This is a genomic window from Neisseria sp. HMSC070A01 (assembly GCF_001810165.1).
Classification (GTDB): domain Bacteria; phylum Pseudomonadota; class Gammaproteobacteria; order Burkholderiales; family Neisseriaceae; genus Neisseria.
The window spans coordinates 109,361-131,827 of record NZ_KV800125.1 but is presented as its reverse complement, the minus strand read 5'-3'; the positions used below and the strand labels follow the sequence as shown (position 1 = coordinate 131,827).

Here is a 22,467-nt window from a genome sequence, read left to right as displayed (position 1 = left end):
ACATTATGAATATAAAATAATAATCTTACAAGATATAATCTGGCTGACCTTTAATTTCAAAACCTATGTTCTATTTTAATTAGAAATTCATTCCGTTTATAACGATTTAGCCAGGACGAGCTTTTGTTGTCAGTGTGTTTTACGGTAAGGATGGGTACGAAGCCGCGGAGAAAAGGGCGGTCGAATTTGATGTCTAACTGGTAGGTGCGTTCGAAATCACGGCGGCGGGTTTCCCCAGCCAGGCATGGTAGTCCTGATAGGCTGTTTTGCGCCAGATTGCCTGAAAGGTGGCGTCGATACCGTATTCAAAACGTTTGTTGACACCCGCGCGCAGGCCGTGTCGACGGTAGGAATCCACTTTTTCGCGGCTGTTTTTGCGTAGATAGTCGTAGCCGCCGAATATCAGCCAGTCTTTCGGCAGGGCGTAGATGGCGGTGGTGAACAGAAGCGTCTGCGGGCCGTTGAAATGTTTTAATTCGCCGCGGTAGCGGTCGTATTTGTGGTCGAGCTGCACGCCCAGTGAGGCTTGGCGCGTAGGCGTCAAGCTGTTCGTTGCGGCAGGACAGCATTTCGGCATCGTCCAGAATCGGCTGCCCGTTCGAATCGAAACCGCAGCTTGTCTGATTGCGGACAACCGTCGTGCCCGACGACTGGTTTAAGTTGGTGTCGTAACCCGCGCCGAACGAAACCGAGCCGCTCCACGCATCGCGTTTCTTCAAAGCGTCGGCAAACACTTTGATTTTCTCATTGACGGCGAGCACTTCGGGAATATCGATGCCGTCGAACAATGCCGCCGATTCTTTGTTTTGTTTGTCTATAAACAGCAGCCGCGCCAAATCCAGGCGGCCGCGCAGAAATTCGGGATTTTGGCGGTAAAGCTCACGGTATTTCGCCAGCGCGGCCTTCAAATCGTCGCGGAACACCGCCTGATTGGCCTCGGCAAACAGCACTATATCGGGATCGTAAACATCCTGACGGCGGTAAATGTCCAACAGCCGAGCCGTTCCCTCTTCGTTTTGCGCGTTGACCACCTTCATCAGCGACAACGCCAAATCTTCGCCGTCCTGCATTTCTCCCGCGCCGAACTCAATCGCCGTATTGTCCGCTTCGTTCCTTTCCTGCTGCGCGCGGCGTAGTTTGAGCTGCATGAAGCGGTCTTCCCTGTCGTCGGCAAACGCGTAGGGCAGCAGGCTGATAAAAAAAGGAAGGAGCAAAAGGCGTTTCATAAAATTCTTTCCTGTGTGTCGGACGGCTTTGTTTTTCAGACGACCTTTTCAAAGAAAAGCTGACATTTCATCTTTACCGGGCAAGAGCATTGTTTATTTGAATGAAAGCACCTGCCGGGTCGTCTGAAAATGAGCTTCTCAAGCCCATCGAAACAGCACGCCTTCAAACTCACGGGCCGTTCGGAAAATACCGGCTTAAACGCATTGCGAAGCCCGATATTTCCGAACGGCCCTGTACGATGTGCATTGTGTGTCGGATGATTTGTGTTTTTGTGTCGGATGATTTGTGTTTTATAGACGGACGGAATGGGAAACGACAAAAACCGTCCGCCTTATCGCATTATGATTCATTATTTGCCGGTTTTCGTACCGCCAAAGGCAGTGTTATAGGCATGGTTTCGACCAAACTCAGCCACACCCGCAATTACTGCGCCTTGGTTGCCGAAGAAGTGGCCGTGCGTTGCACCTGCTGTTCCGTTTGCCGTAGCATTGCCTGAGAATGAAGCCTCAGCCGTTTTGATAGCGGCATTGTTAATGGCAATAGTCAAACCGGAGTTTTTCAAACTGCCGCTTAGTTTATTGCTGCTAAAGTCGGCTGTCAGCGTACCGTTCAAGACGGTAGAATTTTGCGCGTGGTATTGGTTGATACCTTTGACCGTATAAGTGGCAGTACCCGTAGTCGGCAGATTGGTGGGTTCGACCCGTGCCGCTGTAGAAGGCGGTGTAATTCGTACCTTTTGTACCGACAGCCGCACCGGAAGGAACGGCAGACCAGTCGCCGAAGTAAACATCCATATTACCGACTTTGGAATAAGATAAACGGCCTAAATGGGAATGGTCGGGCATTCTTGGAATATTGTCTCAAACAATACCTTTCATACGGTACAGATTCGCGACCGTAACGCCGTTTTTGTCTTTACCCAAAATGCTGTGGGCAAAAGTTTTGACAAAGAATTTATTTGCCGTTTCATCGATTTTGGCAAAAGAGACGGGCTTGTTATTGGCAAGTCCTTTCTTGGGATTTGATGGAACAGCCTTGGTATCACTGACAAAAATTGCAGCTTTACCTTTATGATCGCCTTCGTTTCAAGAGTAATGCCGATATGTTTTACCCCTTCAGCCTGAATTGAATTGGTCGACGCTCCCGTCGGGTTGGCTTGAAAACCTTTAGGCAGTGCAAACACAGAAGAAGCGGCAAATGCAACACTCAATACCACAACGGTTTTAATGAGTTTCATAATTCACTCCAAAATAAAAGTTTACAGAATAACGAATCTTCTCCAAGAGAAGGCAGACTCAAACTTACATTTTCCTTCCCTTGGAAAAGCAAGGTAAGTATATTCCTATTTCAAAAATAAATTATTATCATTTCTGAAAATTTATACTTCACCAATATCAGAGTTTTGATAATTGTATTTAGAAACTATTTTAGAACTTGCCCTTAATCCCTATCCTGATGGTTCTGCCCGGTGCAGGCAGGTAAGAACGGCTCATCGGGTCGAGGTAGTAGCGGTTGGTCAGATTGCTGCCCACAAGCTCGGCAGTCAGGTTTTTGCCAATTTTGTAGCGCAGGTAAGCATCCCATACCGCAACAGGCTGCCAGCGCATATCGTTATATTGGGGTTTATGATTAGTTCCCCTATATTGATTGAATATGTTGTAGTGAGGCTGCCATGCATCATTGCGGTTTTCATAGACGCGGCTGTGGTAATGAAGGCGCACGCCTGTTTCCAGTCTATTGGCAAGAAAGCGGCTGCCCAATTCGGCATCAATTGACCAGCGTGGTTGAAGCGCGCTTGCCAGATAGCCCGAATCGCTCAAACCTCCGTGATTGCAGACGGGGCGACTCATGGTTTTGCCGGTTTCGGCAAAATATGCTGCATCGACATCTCCTGCTGTTACAGACGACCATTGGAAGGTTTCGTCGCACATTTTGTTTTTCAGACTGCGGAATACGTTCAGGCTGCCGAAGACGTGTCCGGTATCGAAGCGGGTGGACAGCTCGGCACCACTGCGGATTTGTCTGTCGAATTGTTCGAATTCGAGATTGTCGTCCCTGTCGATAACGTTTTTGGTCTTGTTATGGAAGTAGTTAATGCGGAAATCCGCTTTTTTCATTTTCGGTAACAGCCCCGTCAAATCATGAATATAGCCGACTTCCCAGTTTTTGGCGTGTTCGGGCCGCCAGCCATAGCCCATGCGGTTGAATGAGCCAGCGGCAGTAGAAAAGCCGTAAGTCCCTTCAAAAATGCTGGGGTAGCGCAGGGTTTCGGTATAGCGCAGATAGGCGCGGCTGTAATCAGTAAAATTGACAGTGGCAGAAAATGCGGGCACCCAGCCGCTGCCTTTCTGCTTCATCGCCCGCTGCCTTTCTGCTTCGGTCATCGGAGTCGTATATACACTTGAGTCAACGTTATAATATTTGGGCACAAATTTCGGGCTGTCGGGATTGGACGGGTCGTAAACGGGATTGGGGACTTGGGCGTGCAAATCGGGAATGCTGCCGTTGGTAAGGGGGTGATCCTTCATATTCAAACGACCTTCATTGTCTTTCAGCCAGTAAAAATCTGTCTGTTCATTGGGATTGACCCATGTACTTCGATCACTACTCAAGGTCGGTATAGTCGAATTCCAGTCAATTTGCTGATATTTCTTTAATTGTTCTGCATATTCCTCTTTGGTATATAAGTCTCCCCAATCCAAACTGCCATCTGCCAAAGCATCATTGATCGCCTTGTAATCCGCATATTCCTGTGGAGTAATCACCCTCACGACCGAATATTTCATCCCCCTGTTCATCTCTAATGGATAGCCGGTTTTATATGTACCGCTTTCCAAACGTTTGCTTTTATCCTGAAGTTGGAAATTGGTATATCGCCCGCCTGCCGTCAAAGTCAGCCAGCGGAACGGTTCGTAGCGGAAATTGAAGCCCAGATTGTATTCTCGCCGTTTGCCGTTGCGCGGTACGCCGAATTGGTTTAATCCGTAGTTTGCCCTGATGGTGCTGTTTTCGAGTTCTTCCTGATATTTGTCATATCCTCCCCGCTCCAGCTCGTCTGAAAAATTATCGCGCGATGCCAGTTTTTCGTTTTGAAAATCGCCCATCAAGGTCAACGACAGTTTGTTGCTCAATTTCATACGGTTGGAGAATTGAAAACCTGTACGGTTGTTACGGGTGTAATAGGCGTTGCCTTCGATGGTGTTGAACCTGCCGTTGGTATTGGGCGTTTCAGGTTTGGGCGGTTTGGGGGCTTCTATTCCTGCATCCAGCAATTCCTGCCGCTCTGCGGGGGTGTATTTCTGCCATCTGTCGTATTCGTCCCATGCTATTTGAAATTTGTTGTCTTCATAAACGGTATCGCCGGGCGAGCCGCCTGCGGTATTGGTTTTGGATTTGGTGCGCGTTGTCCAAAGCGTGGCATCGAAATCTATCCAACGGCTGCCCTCGGGCTTCCACGAATAGTCGATATTGTAGGAACGCTGTTTGACCCATGCCTGCGGCCATTCGGCAATTTTGTTGAGGACGGAAGCATCCCAACTGATGGGGCCGATAATACGCGAAGGCATGATTTCGCCGAACGTGGAATCGGTATGGCGCAGGCCGAATTTGAGCGTTTGGCGGTTCGGCAGACGGAAGGTGGTTTTACCTACCCATGATTTGGTTTCGAGCGAGGTATTGCTGACTTCTCCACCCGGATGGTAGAAAAGTCCGATTTTTGAAATATCGGGTGTGCCCAGCATGTTTTCACTGCCGTAAAATTTCTCGCCCTTGGCAGCGGCTTCTTCTTGACGACATTTTAATTCGTCTAAAGTTTCTTGTGTCCAAGGACCGATATAGCCGTAGCGTTCCGCCCCTTTTTTGCCGGAAAAATAATTGCCTTTACTGCGGTAGGCATAGGCGAGCATGGCATCGAAATTGTCCTGCTTGGTGGCAGCGGCGATGCGGTAGGCTTTATCCTCCCCAAATTTATTGCGTCCGTTGAAACGCTGGTCGATTCGGTCGGTATCGTCAAAAAATGAACGCCAAATACCGCCTGTTGCTACTGCGGGAACAGGCAAGGTTCGATAATCGACTGAATGTTCATAAGCATTCTCACGCCGCTTGATGGAATTGTTGGCAGCCTCCGCCTTCACTTCAAATCCGTATTTCTGCCCTTCGGGGACAATATCGTCGGCATCGGTGGTTTTCAGGGCGACGGAGCCGCCTATGCCGCTTTTCATATCACGGCTGAACGAAGGGCCTTTTTCGATGGAAACGCTGCTGATGATGTTGGGATCGACGTAGTTGCGGTTGTTTGCGCCTGCATAGCCGCGCCAAACGGTAATCGCCTGCTCCGTGCCGTCGATGGTAACGGGAATCCGTCCCTGTCCCTGCACGCCGCGTATATTGGGATCCAGCGCGCCGCTGTTGCGCGCGTCGCCGCTGTACACGCCGGACATACCGCTCAAAAGGTCCGATACAGTGTTGCCTTTGAAGGTTTCGACTTCGTTTTTGCCTTTGTAAAGATTGACGATTTCGCGGGTATAAACTCGGTTTTTACCGATTTCATCCTTATTTCGAGTTCCTTTGACAGTAATGGTATCGAGAATAACTGTCAAATTATCTGCAGCATAAACAGTAGGTGCAAAACCAATGGCGGCGATACAGGCGGAGAGGGTGGTGACTTTGATCGGTTGCATAGAATGTATCCATATGGCTTGATTGGTAAGGCCGTCTGAACAAGACAGACCGAATAGATGCGATTACACTCTGACTAAAATGATAAAAATAAGTTTGATTATTATTTATAATTTTGTGAAATTCTAACTAATTTTTAATAATATGGAAATGTTTTTAGAATTTGAAGTAGATAGAAGGGTGAGGGACAAGAGGAACAAATAAAAACTTGTTTGAAAATTTCAGATAGCTTTTGATTCGAATTTCAAATGTAACACTCGGGCACCAGTGGTTGGAACAGATTTAAAAATAAAACACTTGGCGTTTCGTAAGCTAAATGTTTTTTTGGCGATGAGCCTTTCGATCTTTGTCGATTATCTTAACGAAGGTGGCGGTAAACGGTGCCGTGATGGAATGTCATCTGGTGGTGTTTGTACAGGTAGGCGCAACGAATACATATGCTCTGTTCCTTTGTAGAGAGAACGGAAATCACCGTATGCGGCGTGAATTAGATGAAGTTGATGCGCCTGCCTTGGGCAAGTATTTGTCTGACTTTCGCGTTTTATTCCGCCTGCGGCAGTTTGGCGGGAAACTCGGTTTCAGTGGAGACCTCCGAAGCAGCCTGCACTCAGGTATTTTGGATTGACTAACGCGAGCTATCTGCCAAATACTTTCCGCCAGGCATTCGGATTGATTTTAAACTTGGCTTTAAACTGTAAACGTAGGTTTGCCGCGCTGCCGAAGCCGCTTTGTTCGGCGATGCGTTCTATCGGCAAATCCGTATTTTCCAATAAATCCTGTACCTGCCATAGCCTCTCTGTTGTCAGCCATTCACCGAAATTCATGCCTGTGGCTTGAGAAAAATGGCGGATAAAGGTTCGGCGGGAAACAGCTAATTTTTTTGCCAAATCGTCCAAGCGGTATGGGGTGGCAAGGTTTTGGCGCAGTTCGTCCAATAAGTGATTTATTTTGTCATCGGCGGTACGACGTTCGACAGGTCGGTGGATAAACTGTGCCTGCCCGCCTTCGCGGTGTGGTGCCGCAACCAAGGTACGGGCAAGGTCGTTGGCAATGGTTGCACCGTGGATTTTGCGGATGAGGTACAGGCAGCAATCCAGCCCGCCCGCCGCACCTGCCGATGTTAAAAAGTTGCCGTCTTCCGCATATAGGCGGTTGGTATCCAGATTAATTTTAGGGAAACGGCGGACAAAGTCGTCTTCGGCAAGCCAGTGGGTGGCGGCGGTTCTGCCGTCTAAAAGTCCTGTGTAGGCAAGGGCGTAAGTGCCGTAACATAGGGCGGTGATATGTGCACCACGTTGTACTGCTTTCTGTAAATGTGTACTCAACTCGGGTGTCGGGGCTTCTTCAATATTGCGCCAGCTTGCGATGACGATGATGTCGGCTTCTTCCGTCAAATCCAAGCCGCCGTGTACGGGAATACTTGCGCCCAGTGCCGTGATGACGTCTTTGCTATCATCGGAACAGATTTTCAGGTCAAAGAGCGGATTGTTCCGATAGGTCGTCTGAAAAACAGAAAAGGGAATGTTGAAGACAAAATCATTCATGCCCGATTGAGCATATAGCACGATTTTGGGGACAGTTTGATTTTGGCGAAACTCGTTACGCTCGTTTTCAGACGACATTTTGGCACTATCCTTGCGTTTATTGGCAATATTGCCTATTTTAGCCGATGCACCTGCTGCTTAAAATACGCTCCATGATTTTTTAAGGAGCAACATCATGAAATTCAATCAATTTATTCTTGCCACTGTTTGGGGCGCGACAGCCTTTTCCGCTTGGGCAGACGATTCATACCAACATATCCGTAACGCTACCGCCAAGGTCGAATATGCGGGGCAGACGTTTTTGATTGACCCGTTTTTCGCACCCAAGCACTCCATGAACGGCTTTGCCGGCACGTTCAACAGCCAAGCCAAAATGCCGCTGGTCGGGCTGCCGATGAGCGTGAATAAAATTTTGGACGGTGTGGATGCAGTGATCGTTACCCATACCCACGAAGACCATTGGGACGAAACCGCCGCACGTTCCATTCTGAAAAACCTGCCCATATATGTGCAGCACCACGCCGACGCAGTAAAAATCCGCAGTCAAGGCTTTACTGATGTACGCGTGTTGAACGGCAACGCTGTCTTCAACGGCGTAACCATCAGCAAAACCGGCGGCGTACATGGTACAGAAGCCATGTATGCCAACCCGCAGCTAGCCGAAATCTTAGGCGATGCAATGGGTGTGGTATTCCAAAGCAGCGGACACAAAACCGCTTATGTTATGGGTGATACTGTGTGGACGGCAGATGTAAACAAAGCATTGAACCGCTACAAACCCGATTATCTGATTATGAACACGGGCTACGCGCTGATTTCAGGCATTTCAGACGGCATTATTATGGGGACGGCTGATGTATTAAAAGCCAGCCAAGTCATGCCTAAAGCCAAAATCATCACCGTACACATGGATACCGTGAATCATACCGCCGTCAGCCGCGCCGATATGCGTAAATTTATACGCGGTCAAGGCATTGAAAGCCGTGTGAACGTTCCGGAAGACGGAGAAATCCTGAAACTGGATTGATAAACGGCTCATTACCCTAAAGCAGCCTGCACCTTGCTTTTCAAAGTGCAGGCTGCTTTTTGGATTTCAGACGGCCTTTAAAAGCAGTCTGCACAGGGTTTCAGATAGCCTGAAAACTGCGTTTATGGCTTAACGGCTGCGTCGCTGCCGTATCAGTCAATCACGGGCAGGTTAGAGCAGGCAGGCGTAGTCAGACGAATACATATGCTCCGCGCCCTTGTTAGTGCTGTCTTACTGTTTCTAAACTTGCAAAAACCGCCTATTTGTTTTATAAATGAAAACCATTTTTATTCAAATAATAAGGTTATGTAATGAAAAAGAAAGCGATTGCCTGTGTAGTAGGGGCGGTTTTTTCCGGACATTTATATGCGGCTCAGATGCCGGTAGAGCAGGCCGAAATAGAGCCTGTGGTGGTCACGGCCGACCGAAATGCGCAAACCTTGGATAAAGCTGCGCCGAATGTGTCGGTTATCGGACGCAAAACCTTGAATCAAGCCTCGGCGCAGAATTTGGACGATATTGTGATGTATGAATCCGGCGTTAGCGTGCCGTCTGACAACAACCGCCGTGGCCATGCGGGCATTAATATCCGGGGCATAGACGGCAACCGCATTCTGATGATGGTGGACGGCGTGCGCATTCCCGAATCTTATGCAGGCGGCGGCTCCAACGGTGCGATTTCGGGGCGTGATATGGTCGAAAGCGACACGCTCAAGCAGGTCGATATTGTCAAAGGCCCTTATTCCGCGCTGTACGGCAGCGACGCGCTCGGCGGCGTGGTGAACATGGTGACGCTTTCTCCGAGTGATTTCGTCGATGAAGGCAAACGCGGTCATTTCGGTTTGAAACACGGTTACCGCAGCCGCGACCGCAGCCATGGAGTTACTGCGACTGTGGCCGGTTTCCATGAAAACGCCGAAGGTCTGCTGATGCTGACGCGCCGTCAAGGTCATGAAACCGAAAACATGGGCAGCGATACCAGCTACTCGACTGCACGTACTGCTACCAACCCGCAGAAAAACAATGCCTACAATATCTTGGCGAAAGGCAATATCGGCAACGAACACCACCGCTTTGAAACTTTGTACGAACAGTATTACCACGCCAACGATACAGTATTGGCAAACGGCTTGGGTTCGCAATCACGCGGGCCGGTATCCATCGCAACATCTGAGAGCAACGCCCGAGACCGCATCCGCCGTCAACGTATCGAAGCAGGCTACCGCTACACTGGCGAAGGCCGTCTGAAAGAAGCCAACCTGACTGCCTATCAGCAAAAACTGCGTACAGAAGACGATGCCGTCGATGTCAGCATGACGCGCATGGGCGCGCGTCTATTAGGTAACTCGACCCGTTATTCCGACTACGGTTTCAATCAGACCATACGCGGACTGAACGGGCGAGGCGTGTGGGAATTTGATGGCGCGGTCAAACAAACCGTCGTTGCCGGCGCAGAATATAAACACGCCGAGACCGCCCGTCCGCGCGACAGCCTGACAGTGGACAACCTGACCGGCGCCGTCAGCAAAATCTATGCAGGCAGCACCTATCCGAATAAAACTTTCCCCGATAGTAAGCGCAAAACGTTTAGCGTTTACGCACAAGACAGCCTGACTTTCGGTAACGGCATCGTCCTGACCCCGGCCCTGCGTTACGAAAAAGACAAGCTGAACACTTCGACCGACCAAGCCTATCTCAATGCCAACCCCAGCGGAACAGCGACACGTTTCAGCGATTCCGCACTCACGCCCAGTCTGCGTCTGAGCGTACCGATGGGTGAGCAGTTCACCGGCTTTGCTACTTATTCCCAAGGCTTCCGTACGCCGCCGTTTGACAGCGCGACCATGGCGTTTGCCAATACGACCTACGGCTATGCCGTCATCCCGAATGCGAATCTCAAATCTGAACGCTCCAACAGCTTTGAATTGGGGATGAAATTTAAAAACGAACGCACCCGTGCGCAAGTTACCGCGTTCTACAACCGTTACCGCAACTTCATCAACCGCACTGAAATCGGTACCTCCACCGTTGGAAGACGCCCGATTATCCAGTACCAATATCAAAACCTCGATCACGTCAAAACCTACGGTGCTGAAGCTTCTGCCGCCTACAAATTCCTGCCAGGCTGGCAAGTCTCCGGCAGCATCGCCTGGATGCGCGGTGAGCAGCAGGACGGCAAACCGTTGGATTCCGCTTATCCGCTCAACGGCGTTTTGGGTTTGGATTACACGCAGGAAAAATGGGGTGTCGGCACCAAGCTGCGCTGGTCGAAAAAACATAGCCGCGTCAGCAGCGACACTGTTTTCCAAGCGCCGGGCTACGGCGTATGGGATGTCGGCGCGTGGTACAAGCCGTTTAAAAACCTTGAAATCGGCGCAAATATTTACAACGTCGGCAACAAAAAATACTGGCAGCACGCAGACGTTTCCGGCATGAGCCGTACCAGTGTGATGGACTTGTACACTGAAAGCGGCCGCAATTTCGCCGCAACCGTACAACTGAAGTTCTAATGTGATTCAACCGTTTTCAGACGGCCTGAGAAAGCGAGCAGGCCGTCTGAAAGTATTCGACAAGGAAAAACAATGAAACTCAAACTCCTCCTGCTTTCCGCGCTTATTTCGTTGGCCGGCACTGCACACGCGCAACGCATCGTCGTGTTGACCCCCGATACGGCAGACATCGTTGCCGCTCTTGGCGCATTGGACGAAGTCGTCGGCCGCGATCAGACCGTTCAAAACCCGGCGTTGAAAAACAAGCCCAGTATCGGCATCCATCGCCGTCTGACGGTTGAGCCGATTGTGGCCGCCAAACCCGACATTGCCATCGGTTCATGGATGGCGCAGCCTGCCGATATTTTTGCCCACCTGCAGAAAGCGGGCATTAAAGCCGTCAATGTTGCGCCCGACGACAGTATCGCCGCCTATCCGCAAAGTATCCGCAACATTGGTCAGCTTATCGGCAAAAGCGCGCAGGCGGACAAGTTGGCAAGCAAGTGGCAGGCGGATATGAAACAGCAGCCTTCCAACGGCAAACGCTACCTCTTCAGCTACGACGGACGCATCGTATCGGGCAAGAATACCGCCGCTGACGAAATCATCCGCCGTGCCGGCGGTATCAATGCCGCAGCCGCCATTGACGGCCTCAAACCGATGACGCGTGAGGCATGGATTGCGGCCAAACCCGACATCATCATTATTGCCGACCACAACACCGCCATGATAGGCAACGTCAAAACCTTTGCCGCACGCCCCGAAATCGCCGGCTCGCCTGCCGCGAAAAACGGCAAGATTTATTTGTGGAAGGCCAACGATATGTTCCGTTACGGGCTGGATACGCCACAAGTGATTCAGCGTTTGCATGGGTTGGCGAAATAAACGCACCTGTTTTGAAAACTCTGCCCGATTTTTGTTTTCAGACGGCCTTGATGTGTTCCTTCTTATTGAGGAGGGAGCAAAACGGTTGTCTTAAAAATGCCGTCTGAAACCGTCCCACAATCCGCTTAAACCGCATGATGTCATGAAACCGCATATCCTTACCCTTTGCCTGCTGCTTACTGCTGCCGCCGTTTATTTGTGCTGTGGCATCGGTTTTGGCGCGTGGGAGTCGCCGCTGGCGATGGATGAAACCGTCCGCCAAATTCGTTTACCGCGCATTTATACCGCACTTTTGGTCGGAGCCGGTTTGTCCGCTTCGGGTGCGGCATTGCAGGCTTTATTTGAGAATCCGCTGGCCGATCCGAGTTTGATCGGGACGTCGGGCGGGGCGGCCTTGGGCGTGATTGTGTTATTGGCTTTGGGCGGCGGCGCGATGGGTGTGCCGGCGGCGGCTTTTCTTGGTGCATTGGGTGTATGCCTGCTGATTTTGGCGGTGCACAAACTGCTCGGCGGCGGTACTTTGGGATTGCTGGTGTTGGGGTTTGTGTTGAGCGCGTTTTCGGGCGCGGTGGTCAGCATGATTTTGTTTTTATCTGACGATTTGGTGTTGCGCAGCGCGACCACATGGCTGTCGGGCAGCCTTGCCGAAGCCGGTTTCTCATCGCCTGTCGCGGCAATCGCGGTCATGTTGCCCGGTTTTCTGATTTTGCTGTCGGCAGGCAGGCGGCTGGACGTTTTGATGACGGGGGAAGACACAGCAGCCAGTATGGGGGTGTCGGTCGAGGCATTGCGAGTACAAACCGTAATCGGCGCGGCATTGATGACGGGGGCAGCGGTATCGCTTTCAGGCATCATCGGTTTTCTAGGTATGATGATCCCCAATGTGCTGGCACAAACCGTCGGCGGCAGCCGCCGCAAACTGATTGCGTTGTCGGCTTGGTTGGGCGCAGTATTTTTGATGGTGGTGGACGGCGCGGCACGCTGGCTGACATACCCTGTCGATCTGCCGGTTGGTATCGTGATTGCCTTATTGGGCGGACCGTTTTTTATGTATTTGTTTATTAAGCCTTTGAAAAGCCGTTGATGCCTGAACAGGCCGTCTGAAACTTCATTTCCCCATATTTTTTGCCATGCACTCTTTATTTCAAATCCGTAATCTCTCCGTCCGCGTCCAAGACAAAACCCTGCTAGAAATCGATCAACTGGATATACCTCACGGCATAACCGTTATTATCGGCCCGAATGGTGCGGGTAAATCTACTTTGCTGCGGGCCTTAATCGGGCAAACAGGGCAGGGGAAAATCACGCTTTTCGGTGAGGCCGTTGCGCCGCAAATCCGAGCGGGCAGGGTGGCGTGGGTCGGGCAGCATGGCCGTTACAACATGCCGATGACCGTACGCGAATACATTGCGTTGGCGTCATTCGTACAAAAAGGCCGTCTGAACCATGAATGGGCGGACGAATTGCTCGATTATTTTGATTTGACGGCATTGGCGGATAAGCGTATCGGCAAACTCTCAGGCGGCGAACAGCAACGCACCAACATCATCCGCGCCCTGTTGCAAAACGCGCCGGTCTTGCTTTTGGACGAACCGTGCAACCATCTCGATATCCGCCACCAACACCGCCTGATGCAGTATTTGGTCGGGCATTCAAACCGTGCCTCATCAATGATGGTATTGCACGATTTAAACCTCGCCGCGCGTTATGCTGAACATATTATCTTGATGAATAAGGGAAAAGTCGTTGCATCAGGCAAGGTGGGAGAAGTGATGCGCCCCGACTTGCTTGAATCGGTTTACGGTTGGCAGATACGCCGTTGCGAAGATGAAGCAGGGTTTTATTTCCGAAGCTGAGCGCCAACAGGCCGTCTGAAAAACGATAAAGAAAATTTATTTTATCGTTCAAAAATAAAACGAGATGGGAGGATGTTCCCGACTTGAAGAACCAGATTTTGCGCATTTCACAAGTAACATGCCGATTTCCATCAAATAGAAATACATTTAATTATTTATAGAATACAATATTTTAAAATAATACTGATTTTTAATTACACAAAAATATTGACAAGAAAACGATGATAGTTATTTAATATAACAATCTTATTGATAACTTTTATTAATCATTATCATGGTACAGCAGCTTGTTTGGACTCCGAAACAATCCGCACCCAAGGCATTTCCCGAACGTCAGGCATTAATGCCCGTTTGGGGCGGCGTTCCAATGCCGCGTCCTCAGTGGCAGAACATTTGGAAGAAAAAGCTTCCCCATGCCGCCGATATGGACGCGCTTGCTTATCTGCATATTCCATTTTGCGCCAACCATTGCGTTTTTTGCGGCTTCTACCGTAATGCGTGGAAGGACAGCCAAAGCAGCGTGTACACCGACAAAATTATCGAAGAAATGGCCGCTGAAGCTGAAGTCCGTACAGGCAAAGGAAAAATCCGAGCTGTTTATTTCGGGGGCGGTACGCCGACCGCGTTGCTTACGGAAGACCTCGTCCGCCTGATTCGTGCCTGCTACCAATATCTGCCGCTTGCCGAAGACTGCGAGTTCACCATCGAAGGGCGCATGAGCCATTTCGATTTGGAAAAAGCACAGGCTTGTCTCGAAGCAGGGGCCAACCGCATTTCCATCGGCGTGCAAACCTTCAATACCGCCATCCGCCGCCGTCTCGGCCGTAAACACAGCGGCGACGAGGCGTTTGAATATTTGGAAAAATTGTGCGAACTCGATGCCGTGATTGTGGCTGATTTGATATTTGGCCTGCCCAATCAAACCGATGAAGTTTGGCAAAACGATATTGCCCGCGCCGCCGAGCTGCCCCTGTCCGGTTTGGATACATACGCGTTCAACCTTTATCCCATGCTGCCCATCAACCGCATGATTGAAAAAGGTGCATTTCCGACACCGCCGGGTTTCGATATTCAGGCAGACCAATATGCCTACACGGTTGAAACGCTGCTGGAAAAAGGCTGGGAACAGGTCAGTAACAGCCACTTCGCCTATCCCGGCCGCGGCGAGCGCAACCGCTACAATACCCTGATCAAATCTGATATTTCCTGTTTGGCGTTCGGCTCCGGAGCAGGCGGTAACTTCGGCGGTTTCAGCTATCAGGTGCAGGGCGATTTGGAGAGCTATCTTGCCACGCCGAAAGGTGAGAAAAACATCGCATTTATGAGCGGCCACAGCCCAAATAAAGCACTACTCAGCAAAGTCCAGCACGATATTGAAACAGGCCGTCTGAATCCATCATTGTTTGACGGCAACAAAGCAGCCCAAAAGCTGATTGCCCAATGGCAGGAAATGCAGCTTTTTAAAGAACCCGATTCAGACGGCCTGATTCGTTTGAATACCAGCGGCCGTTATTGGTCGCCCACCCTTATCCGCAAACTCATGCTCACTCTTCCGACTCAAGAAAAGGATCAAACCATGCAAAAACTTTCAGCCGAACAACAAACTATGTTGCGCCAATCATTGGAAAAAAATCCCGGCCAAGTGCTGGAAATGCTGGCCACGCAAAACCAATGCAGTTTTGAAGACGTTATCCGCTGCCTGCCTGAAGAGAACGTGCGCCAAACCGAAGGCAGCCGCATTGTCGAAATCCTCCAAGCCATCGCCGCATGGGATGAATCCGTTACCTTCATCGCCCATACCCCCGATGCCATCGTCGAAGTCAGCGGCAAACTGCCTAACGGCAAAGTCGGCCGCGGTTTCTACAACTTTGACCATCCCGAAACCGACGGCGGCGTACACGGTCATATCTATTACGAAAACTGCGCCTCCATCTACCTTTTGGAACGCCCGTTCATGGGCAAAGCCACTTGCTCGCTCAACTTTATCAACCGCAACGGCGGCGCCATGTTTAAAATTTTCGTCGGCCGCGACGAAGCAGGCGAGTTGAAACAACACCAAATCGAAGCCATGCGCAAACTGTTTGATGTAGTATAACTAAAGTATGGTAGGTAACCTTCAGTTAATCTCGTAAAGATTTAATTTCTAGAATTAGATTTGGATACTGATGGTTACCTAAGGTTTAAATAGTTTTTATATTGCCATGAATACAAATAATAGTATATTAACAACTATATTGTATGATATTTATCATACTGTAATAATTAGAATTATTTCTAAAATAATTGTTTTCTTCCCTTTGGGTTTTATAACTGGGATTCTAATAATTTATTCAAAAGATACTTCTATAATAATAAAAAATTTAATTGAAACTTTTGTAAGTATGAATGGTATATTAGTTTTGGCTTTTTACTTATCATTACTTAAGATGCTAGAAGTAATAACAAATGTTAATGTTATAAAAAAATATATTGCTATTACTAAAAGTGAATTATTTGATTTAGTATTAATAGCAATTGTATATCTTCTAGGAGTAACAATTTTTAGTTTATGCCATGATTTTTTTCTTTCTACTGATTCTGGCAGTGTTACGTTATTATGTGCAGTTATAAAATTTATTATTTATTTTTTAATATTTTTAGTTATTTTGCATGATGATTTTTCAGAATATATTTCATCAAGGATTAGTAGTTATTTTAATAATAGATTAATTAAAAAAATATTATGGCCTTCTATATTAGTATTGTCATTATTTTTAACAATATTTAAGAATTTTTGGTTTATATAATCTATATAAAAATATAAGGAGACTACTATGCAACTCATCTTCGGAGCCAACGGCCCATCCGGCCGCGCCTATATCCGCACATTGACTGACTCAGCCGATGTCGTCGCCGTATTGAGAAAGCCGTCTGAAGACAGCTTTTTTGCCAAACACAATATTCAAACCGTCGTCGCTGATGCGCTTGATGCCGACGCGCTCGATAAAGCGTTGGCACAATACCGTCCCGATACCGTGATCAGTTTTGTCGGCGGCAAAAACGAAGAGGGTATCCGCAGCGATGCGCTGGGCAATATCAACATCATTGCCGCTACGAAAGCCGCCAATCCGCAAGCCCGCTTTGTACTGATTACCAGCATGGGCTGCGGCGAACAATGGGACATGATGAGCGAGCCGTTCAAACAGGCACTCGGCGAAGCCGTCCGTGCCAAAACGGAAGCCGAAATCTATCTCAAACAAAGCGGTTTGAATTGGACCATCTTGCGCCCCTGCGGCCTTGCCGATGGCGAAAGTAATGCCTATACCTTGACACAAAATGTCCAAGAAATTCCGCAAAAATACATGACGCGCAACGGCTTGGCCGCTGCCGTTGCTGCCATTGTCGACCAAGCAGATAGCAAGGACAAAACGTATAGCATTGGTGCGGCATAAACGGATTGAATAGATTGCCCACTTTCCATTGTTAAAGTTGGAGTAGGTAATTGATTAGCAGCCGATCAAACAATAAAGGATTTGCTGAGAAAATACTGGGGGATATAAATAAAAGGCCGTCTGAAAAACCTTTCAGACGGCCTTTTTTATTCTTGAATTCTGTAAGTGATTGTACTACTGAGCAAAACAGGAGTTAGCAGACTAAAATGCTGGAATCATAAATTTAACATAATATAAATTATGCGAACTCATACTGTGATGATGTAAAAGCCTTTTCCACAAATTATGGCCACAACCACGCCCATGTGCTTCGGCCTTCGCCTTGCAGTAAAACTAAAGTTCGGCAAGCTGAGGATGTGTTCATGCATTCGAAGCCGATTCCGTAGGCTGATAAGGCTGCGGCAATTTTGGGATGCATGAATTGTTGTTTCGCTCCGGTACCGATAATGATGACTTCAGGACGGTTTTCTGCTGCTTCAATTGCTGATATAAAAATTTGTTCGTTTAATTCTCCGATGGTCGCTTGAGGAATGATGCTAATTTTGCCATCTTGCCAGCAAATGGGTTTTGAGTATGTTTGTTCACCAATTTGCAATATGCCTTGAGAGGATGAAAAAAATGATGTGGCTTCGGCGATATGGTTTTCTGTAATTTTCATGGTAATTCCTGTTTTTATGGCGGAACAATTTTTCAGACGGCCTTGGGAAACTTGCAAAAAAAGGTGCAAAATCAAGCAATATCAGGTAGGATTCAACGTTTGACCTTGTGCATTGATGCTTTGCTCTGAATTTACGATTGCAAGCGATTATAACAAGCCTTGGTTTTTCGTGATTATTTTAAAGTATCGGCTCAAAAGGAGACACAATGAAGCCAGTAAATATCGGTCTTTTAGGTTTGGGTACAGTCGGTGGCGGTACGGCTACTGTATTGCAGGACAATGCTGCGGAAATCAGCCGCCGTTTGGGACGTGAAGTCCGTATTTCTGCTGTTTGCGATTTGAGCGAAGAAAAAGCCAAACAAATTTGCCCGAATGCTGCTTTTATCAAAGATCCGTTTGAGCTGGTTCAACATCAAGATGTTGATGTTGTTGTTGAGTTGTTTGGCGGTACCGGTATTGCCAAAGATGCGGTATTGAAAGCGATTGAAAACGGTAAACATATTGTTACTGCCAATAAAAAACTACTGGCTGAATACGGCAATGAAATTTTCCCTTTGGCGGAAGAAAAAAATGTCATGGTGCAGTTTGAAGCTGCTGTTGCCGGCGGTATCCCCATTATCAAGGCTTTGCGTGAAGGCTTGGCTGCGAACCAAATCCGCAGTATCGCCGGTATCATTAATGGCACCAGCAACTTCATTCTGACTGAAATGCGCGAAAAAGGCAGCGCGTTTGCAGACGTACTGAAAGAAGCTCAGGCTTTGGGCTATGCTGAAGCTGACCCTACTTTTGACATCGAAGGTCATGATGCCGGCCATAAAATTACGATTATGAGCGCATTGGCATTCGGTACGCCGATGAACTTTTCTGCCTGCTATCTGGAGGGCATCAGCAAACTCGACAGCCGTGACATCAAATATGCTGAAGAACTCGGCTACCGTATCAAATTGTTGGGCATTACCCGTAAAACCGACAAAGGCATTGAGTTGCGCGTACACCCTACTCTGATTCCTGAAAGCCGTCTGTTGGCTAATGTGAACGGCGTGATGAATGCTGTCCGTGTCAATGCCGATATGGTTGGTGAGACTTTGTATTACGGTGCAGGCGCCGGTGCATTGCCGACTGCTTCTGCCGTGGTTGCCGATATTATTGATATTGCCCGTCTGATTGAAGCTGAAACTGACCACCGTGTTCCTCACTTGGCATTCCAACCTTCACAAGTTCGAGCGCAAAATATTCTGCCTATGGATGAAATTACCAGCGGCTACTATCTGCGCGTTCAAGCAACTGACGAGCCGGGTACTTTGGGTCAAATTGCCGCCCTCTTGGCCAAAGAAAATGTTTCTATCGAGGCTTTGATTCAAAAAGGTGTGATTGATCAAAGTACTGCCGAAATCGTGATTTTGACTCACACAACTGTGGAACGTAATGTCAAACGCGCTATCGCAGCGATTGAGGCACTGAGCTGCGTAGATGCTCCGATCACCATGATCCGCATGGAAAGCCTGCATGACTGAGCAACAAACAGACAGGCCGTCTGAAGAACAACTGGCGGCCAGAAAGAAAGCCAAGGCAAAAATCCGTACCATCCGCATTTGGGCATGGGTAATTTTGTCTTTGCTGGCGCTGACCGCCCTGCTCTCGCAATGCGCCATGAACAAGCCGCAGATGAAACAAAATGTGGTGGAGTCTTGCGTGAAAAACATTCCTTTCGCTGAAAAATGGCAAGCTGATTTGAAGGCAAAAGGTTTGGATGCGCAAAACGAGAAATTGGCTCAGGACTATTGTGTCTGCATGTGGGACCAGCCTTTAAGCAAACTCTCTGACGAGCAAATCCGAACCTTCGGTAAAATCAGCCCTGAGGAGCAACTCAAACTTTTGGGTGGCGCGGAAGCCTTTGAGGCACGCAATAAGCAATGTGTGGCTGATTTAAAGGCTGAGTAAACCAATATCGGTTTAAACCAAAGCAAGGCCGTCTGGAATTCCAGACGGCCTTTCTTATATTAATTAAATAATAATAGGAATTGATTTCATTATATTTTAAGTTTAAGATAGCTTGGTTAATTGCTTTTCTATGGTTGTTGCCATGCGTTACCATTTCCCTATTGCCATTGATATTTATGATTTTTTGTATACCGGCCGGTTTGATTATTTGGAAATCGGACAATCTGCGGAGTCTATTTTGCAGATGTTCCCTGCACCAGATTGCGTCCCTAAAGGCTTGTTGGTACAAAAAGGCTGGAATATTTGGCTTTATGGCGATATCGAGCTGCATTTCTCCGACAATCGGCTGACTCAGATTCGTGCTGATTTTCAGCCTGATGCGGCCTTAAGCGGCGGTCGTTGGGTAAAGTTGAATCCGTGGTTTTTCGCAAATGGCTGCCTTGATGTGTATGCCGTCATTCAACGTTTGGTACAACGCAATATCGATTTTATTAAAACGGAAACACATACCAATTTAATTTTGCACTTGCAAAGCGGGGTCGAATTGATTTTTGAAAAATGTCGGGGCATGCAACTTGCCTCGTTCCGCAAACAAAAAGCCTCTCTGCCCTACTGGGCGCGAGAAACGGCTTCTTAAATAAACAATGCCGTCTGAAAACCTCATTTCAGACGGCATTATCAGTTACAAGCCATTCAATAATTGTCGGATTTTGGTCATTGTCATAGAAACCTGTTCGTTACAGCCTTCATTCCCTTTCCCATTATCAAAACAATCAATACTGCTGACGCTGCAAAAGTGGGCATAGGCCATTTTCAGTTCCCTTGCCAAAACGGCTTCTGGCATACCGGTCATCCCGAGTACATCTACGCCGTCGCGGCGATAACGGGCGATTTCGGCATGGGTTGGGCGGCGCGGGCCTTGCAGGCAGCCATAAACGGCGGCGTCGTAAATCGGCACATTGTGTGCTTTTGTGATGTTCAATAATTCTTGCCGCAACTCATTGCTATAAGGGTTGAAAAAATCAGTATGGACAACCGGGCATTCTTGGCCTTCAAAAAAGGTATCTTTGCGGCCATAGGTATAGTCGATTAAATCGTCCGGCAGCACCAGGCTGCCGTTTTCAAAATCAGGATTGATACCGACGACTGAAGAAATGGCAATAATGTTTTCAACGCCTAAAGAATGTAACGCCCAAATATTGGCGCGGTAGTTGATTTCATGCGGCGCGATGGTATGGCTGAAGCCGTGTCGGGCAAGGAAAACAATGTCCAAACGCCCCAACCTGCCGAATAAAATAGGGCTGCTGGTTAAGCCGTAAGGGGTACGGACGATTTTTCGTTCAGTAATTTCGAGTTCCGGCAGTTTGGTCAAACCGCTGCCGCCGATGATGGCTAACATATAGACTTCCTTTATTATCAATGGCCGTCTGAAACTTGGATTTCAGACGGCCTTAATATGATCGATTTATTTATGTTTGTAGAAATGGCTGCCGAAATAAGCAGATGCGCCTTCACGCAACAGAACCAGCGTCACAGCGGCAAGCGGCAGGCCGGCAAGCATACCAACGAAGCCCATCAGTTGCCCGAAAGCCATCAACGAGAAAATCACCCAGAAAGGCGACAGGCCGATGCGGTCGCCGACGATTTTAGGCGTAATGAAAAAGCTTTCCAGGAATTGTCCAACACCGAATACAGCCCAGACCATCAACAAACCCTGCCATGAGCCATATTGTAAAAGCGCGGCAACTGTTGCCAGCAAAAGGCCGGTAAATGCACCCAAATACGGAATAAATACCAAAATACCGGCAATCATACCGATAGCAAAACCGGAATCCAAACCGACCAGCATCAAGCCCAAGCCATAGACCAAGCCCATAATCATCATGACCATCAGCTGGCCGCGCAGAAACTCGCCCAAGACTTCGTCCATATTGCTGCTAATACGCGTGTAGGTCTCGATAAAGCGGCGCGGAACCAATTTGCTGATTCCGGAAGACCAGCGTTTCCAGTCCAACAAGAAGTAATACAACAGCAAAGGCAACAATACCAAATTGCTGACGCCGCTGATCACGTTGCCACTCTGGCGCATCAGGGTAGGAATCCATGCTTTGAGCGTATTGCTCAACTCATCTGTATGCGACTGCAACCATGCAATAATTGATTCTTGATCGATTTGAATATAATCCCCGCTGACGCTGTTGAGCCACGGCAGCAGTTTGTTTTGAACAAAACCTACAATCTGTGGTAGACGTTCAGCCAGATTGTTAAACTGGTTCAACAACATAGGCACGATAATCAGCACCAACGACAGCAATACCAGTAAGGCAAACGCCATAATAATCATAGATGCCGGTGCGCGGCGGATACGCCTCAGTTGCAGCCATTCGACCAAGGGATTCAAAACATAGGCCAAAACGGCAGCCACAATAAACGGCGTCAAAACATCGCCCAAAGCATATAAAAGCCAAATAAAGGCTGCGATGACGCAAGCCATAATAATCCACGGTTTTGCCCCGCGCGCTTTCTTTTGATACATAAAAAGGTATTTCCCAATTGATGTTTAAGGTTTTCAAAATAAATAAGCAGTATAACAGATTCACAAAGGCCGTCTGAAAGTGCGGCACCAATCAAGGCAAAATAAAATTGTTAACAATAACGCCAAAAAATTCAGCCTGAATCCTCCAATTTAAGATAAAATACGCTCCGACAATCTACCCATACCCGAATAAGGA

Annotated in this window: 20 protein-coding genes and 1 pseudogene; 13 read left to right on the top strand and 8 right to left on the bottom strand. The window is 48.3% G+C overall.

Annotated features, from left to right (window positions below; all coding sequences use genetic code 11):
* Positions 1 to 56: 56 nt before the first annotated feature.
* A pseudogene (locus HMPREF2711_RS11320) lies at positions 57 to 577 on the bottom strand (surface lipoprotein assembly modifier).
* Positions 578 to 806: 229 nt separating this feature from the next.
* Here HMPREF2711_RS11320 and HMPREF2711_RS11315 point away from each other — a divergent pair.
* Positions 807 to 1,136: a hypothetical protein gene (locus HMPREF2711_RS11315; RefSeq protein WP_231288072.1), complete on the top strand. Its 330-nt coding sequence runs from the start codon at positions 807 to 809 to the stop codon at positions 1,134 to 1,136.
* A 440-nt stretch (positions 1,137 to 1,576) separates the two neighbouring features.
* Here HMPREF2711_RS11315 and HMPREF2711_RS11310 read toward each other — a convergent pair whose 3' ends face one another.
* The 3 genes from HMPREF2711_RS11310 to HMPREF2711_RS07575 all read right to left on the bottom strand — a co-directional run bounded on the left by HMPREF2711_RS11310 (position 1,577) and on the right by HMPREF2711_RS07575 (position 5,906).
* Positions 1,577 to 2,017 (bottom strand): Slam-dependent surface lipoprotein, encoded by a 441-nt coding sequence (locus HMPREF2711_RS11310; RefSeq protein WP_003746718.1) that lies wholly within the window; start codon positions 2,015 to 2,017, stop codon positions 1,577 to 1,579.
* 84 nt (positions 2,018 to 2,101) lie between these two features.
* Entirely contained in the window at positions 2,102 to 2,464 is a 363-nt protein-coding gene (locus HMPREF2711_RS11305; protein WP_231288071.1) for a hypothetical protein, read from the bottom strand.
* Positions 2,465 to 2,654: 190 nt separating this feature from the next.
* Complete coding sequence (locus HMPREF2711_RS07575; protein WP_070615937.1) at positions 2,655 to 5,906, bottom strand: TonB-dependent receptor domain-containing protein; 3,252 nt, start codon at positions 5,904 to 5,906, stop codon at positions 2,655 to 2,657.
* A 473-nt stretch (positions 5,907 to 6,379) separates the two neighbouring features.
* Here HMPREF2711_RS07575 and HMPREF2711_RS11130 point away from each other — a divergent pair, with 473 nt between their 5' ends.
* Positions 6,380 to 6,529, top strand: coding sequence for a hypothetical protein (locus HMPREF2711_RS11130; RefSeq protein ID WP_155811699.1), 150 nt, complete (start codon positions 6,380 to 6,382; stop codon positions 6,527 to 6,529).
* 10 nt (positions 6,530 to 6,539) lie between these two features.
* Here the strand turns inward: HMPREF2711_RS11130 and HMPREF2711_RS07570 are convergent, their stop codons facing one another.
* On the bottom strand, positions 6,540 to 7,526 hold the full coding sequence (locus HMPREF2711_RS07570; RefSeq protein ID WP_003746712.1) for a GlxA family transcriptional regulator: 987 nt from the start codon (positions 7,524 to 7,526) through the stop codon (positions 6,540 to 6,542).
* A gap of 97 nt (positions 7,527 to 7,623) precedes the next feature.
* Here HMPREF2711_RS07570 and HMPREF2711_RS07565 point away from each other — a divergent pair, with 97 nt between their 5' ends.
* From HMPREF2711_RS07565 to HMPREF2711_RS07530, 8 genes are all read left to right on the top strand, one after another.
* Complete coding sequence (locus HMPREF2711_RS07565; protein ID WP_003746709.1) at positions 7,624 to 8,475, top strand: MBL fold metallo-hydrolase; 852 nt, start codon at positions 7,624 to 7,626, stop codon at positions 8,473 to 8,475.
* A 311-nt stretch (positions 8,476 to 8,786) separates the two neighbouring features.
* Complete coding sequence (locus HMPREF2711_RS07560; RefSeq protein ID WP_070615936.1) at positions 8,787 to 10,985, top strand: TonB-dependent hemoglobin/transferrin/lactoferrin family receptor; 2,199 nt, start codon at positions 8,787 to 8,789, stop codon at positions 10,983 to 10,985.
* A gap of 72 nt (positions 10,986 to 11,057) precedes the next feature.
* On the top strand, positions 11,058 to 11,849 hold the full coding sequence (locus tag HMPREF2711_RS07555) for a heme/hemin ABC transporter substrate-binding protein (RefSeq protein ID WP_003746704.1): 792 nt from the start codon (positions 11,058 to 11,060) through the stop codon (positions 11,847 to 11,849).
* 142 nt (positions 11,850 to 11,991) lie between these two features.
* Positions 11,992 to 12,933 (top strand): FecCD family ABC transporter permease, encoded by a 942-nt coding sequence (locus tag HMPREF2711_RS07550; RefSeq protein WP_003746703.1) that lies wholly within the window; start codon positions 11,992 to 11,994, stop codon positions 12,931 to 12,933.
* 46 nt (positions 12,934 to 12,979) lie between these two features.
* Complete coding sequence (locus tag HMPREF2711_RS07545; protein ID WP_003746701.1) at positions 12,980 to 13,705, top strand: ABC transporter ATP-binding protein; 726 nt, start codon at positions 12,980 to 12,982, stop codon at positions 13,703 to 13,705.
* Between the two features lie 274 nt (positions 13,706 to 13,979).
* Positions 13,980 to 15,800 (top strand): heme anaerobic degradation radical SAM methyltransferase ChuW/HutW, encoded by a 1,821-nt coding sequence (gene hutW, locus HMPREF2711_RS07540; protein ID WP_003746699.1) that lies wholly within the window; start codon positions 13,980 to 13,982, stop codon positions 15,798 to 15,800.
* Positions 15,801 to 15,906: 106 nt separating this feature from the next.
* Entirely contained in the window at positions 15,907 to 16,491 is a 585-nt protein-coding gene (locus HMPREF2711_RS07535; protein ID WP_036493653.1) for a hypothetical protein, read from the top strand.
* A 27-nt stretch (positions 16,492 to 16,518) separates the two neighbouring features.
* The gene (locus tag HMPREF2711_RS07530; protein ID WP_003746696.1) at positions 16,519 to 17,136 is read left to right on the top strand and encodes an NAD(P)H-binding protein; all 618 of its coding nucleotides are present in this window, start codon (positions 16,519 to 16,521) and stop codon (positions 17,134 to 17,136) included.
* 283 nt (positions 17,137 to 17,419) lie between these two features.
* Here the strand turns inward: HMPREF2711_RS07530 and HMPREF2711_RS07525 are convergent, their stop codons facing one another.
* Positions 17,420 to 17,794, bottom strand: coding sequence for an Mth938-like domain-containing protein (locus tag HMPREF2711_RS07525; RefSeq protein ID WP_003746670.1), 375 nt, complete (start codon positions 17,792 to 17,794; stop codon positions 17,420 to 17,422).
* Between the two features lie 206 nt (positions 17,795 to 18,000).
* Between HMPREF2711_RS07525 and HMPREF2711_RS07520 the strand changes: the two genes are divergently transcribed.
* From HMPREF2711_RS07520 to HMPREF2711_RS07510, 3 genes are all read left to right on the top strand, one after another.
* Positions 18,001 to 19,308, top strand: a complete 1,308-nt coding sequence (locus tag HMPREF2711_RS07520; RefSeq protein WP_003746666.1) for a homoserine dehydrogenase — start codon at positions 18,001 to 18,003, stop codon at positions 19,306 to 19,308.
* Positions 19,301 to 19,735 (top strand): hypothetical protein, encoded by a 435-nt coding sequence (locus HMPREF2711_RS07515; protein ID WP_003746662.1) that lies wholly within the window; start codon positions 19,301 to 19,303, stop codon positions 19,733 to 19,735. The genes HMPREF2711_RS07520 and HMPREF2711_RS07515 overlap by 8 nt, the downstream gene beginning before the upstream one ends.
* A 142-nt stretch (positions 19,736 to 19,877) precedes the next feature.
* Positions 19,878 to 20,372, top strand: a complete 495-nt coding sequence (locus HMPREF2711_RS07510; protein WP_036493819.1) for a hypothetical protein — start codon at positions 19,878 to 19,880, stop codon at positions 20,370 to 20,372.
* A 45-nt stretch (positions 20,373 to 20,417) separates the two neighbouring features.
* Here the strand turns inward: HMPREF2711_RS07510 and HMPREF2711_RS07505 are convergent, their stop codons facing one another.
* A complete protein-coding gene (locus HMPREF2711_RS07505; RefSeq protein ID WP_003746659.1) occupies positions 20,418 to 21,134 on the bottom strand; it encodes an S-methyl-5'-thioinosine phosphorylase in 717 nt (238 codons plus the stop codon).
* Positions 21,135 to 21,200: 66 nt separating this feature from the next.
* On the bottom strand, positions 21,201 to 22,271 hold the full coding sequence (locus tag HMPREF2711_RS07500) for an AI-2E family transporter (protein ID WP_070615935.1): 1,071 nt from the start codon (positions 22,269 to 22,271) through the stop codon (positions 21,201 to 21,203).
* Positions 22,272 to 22,467 lie beyond the last annotated feature (196 nt).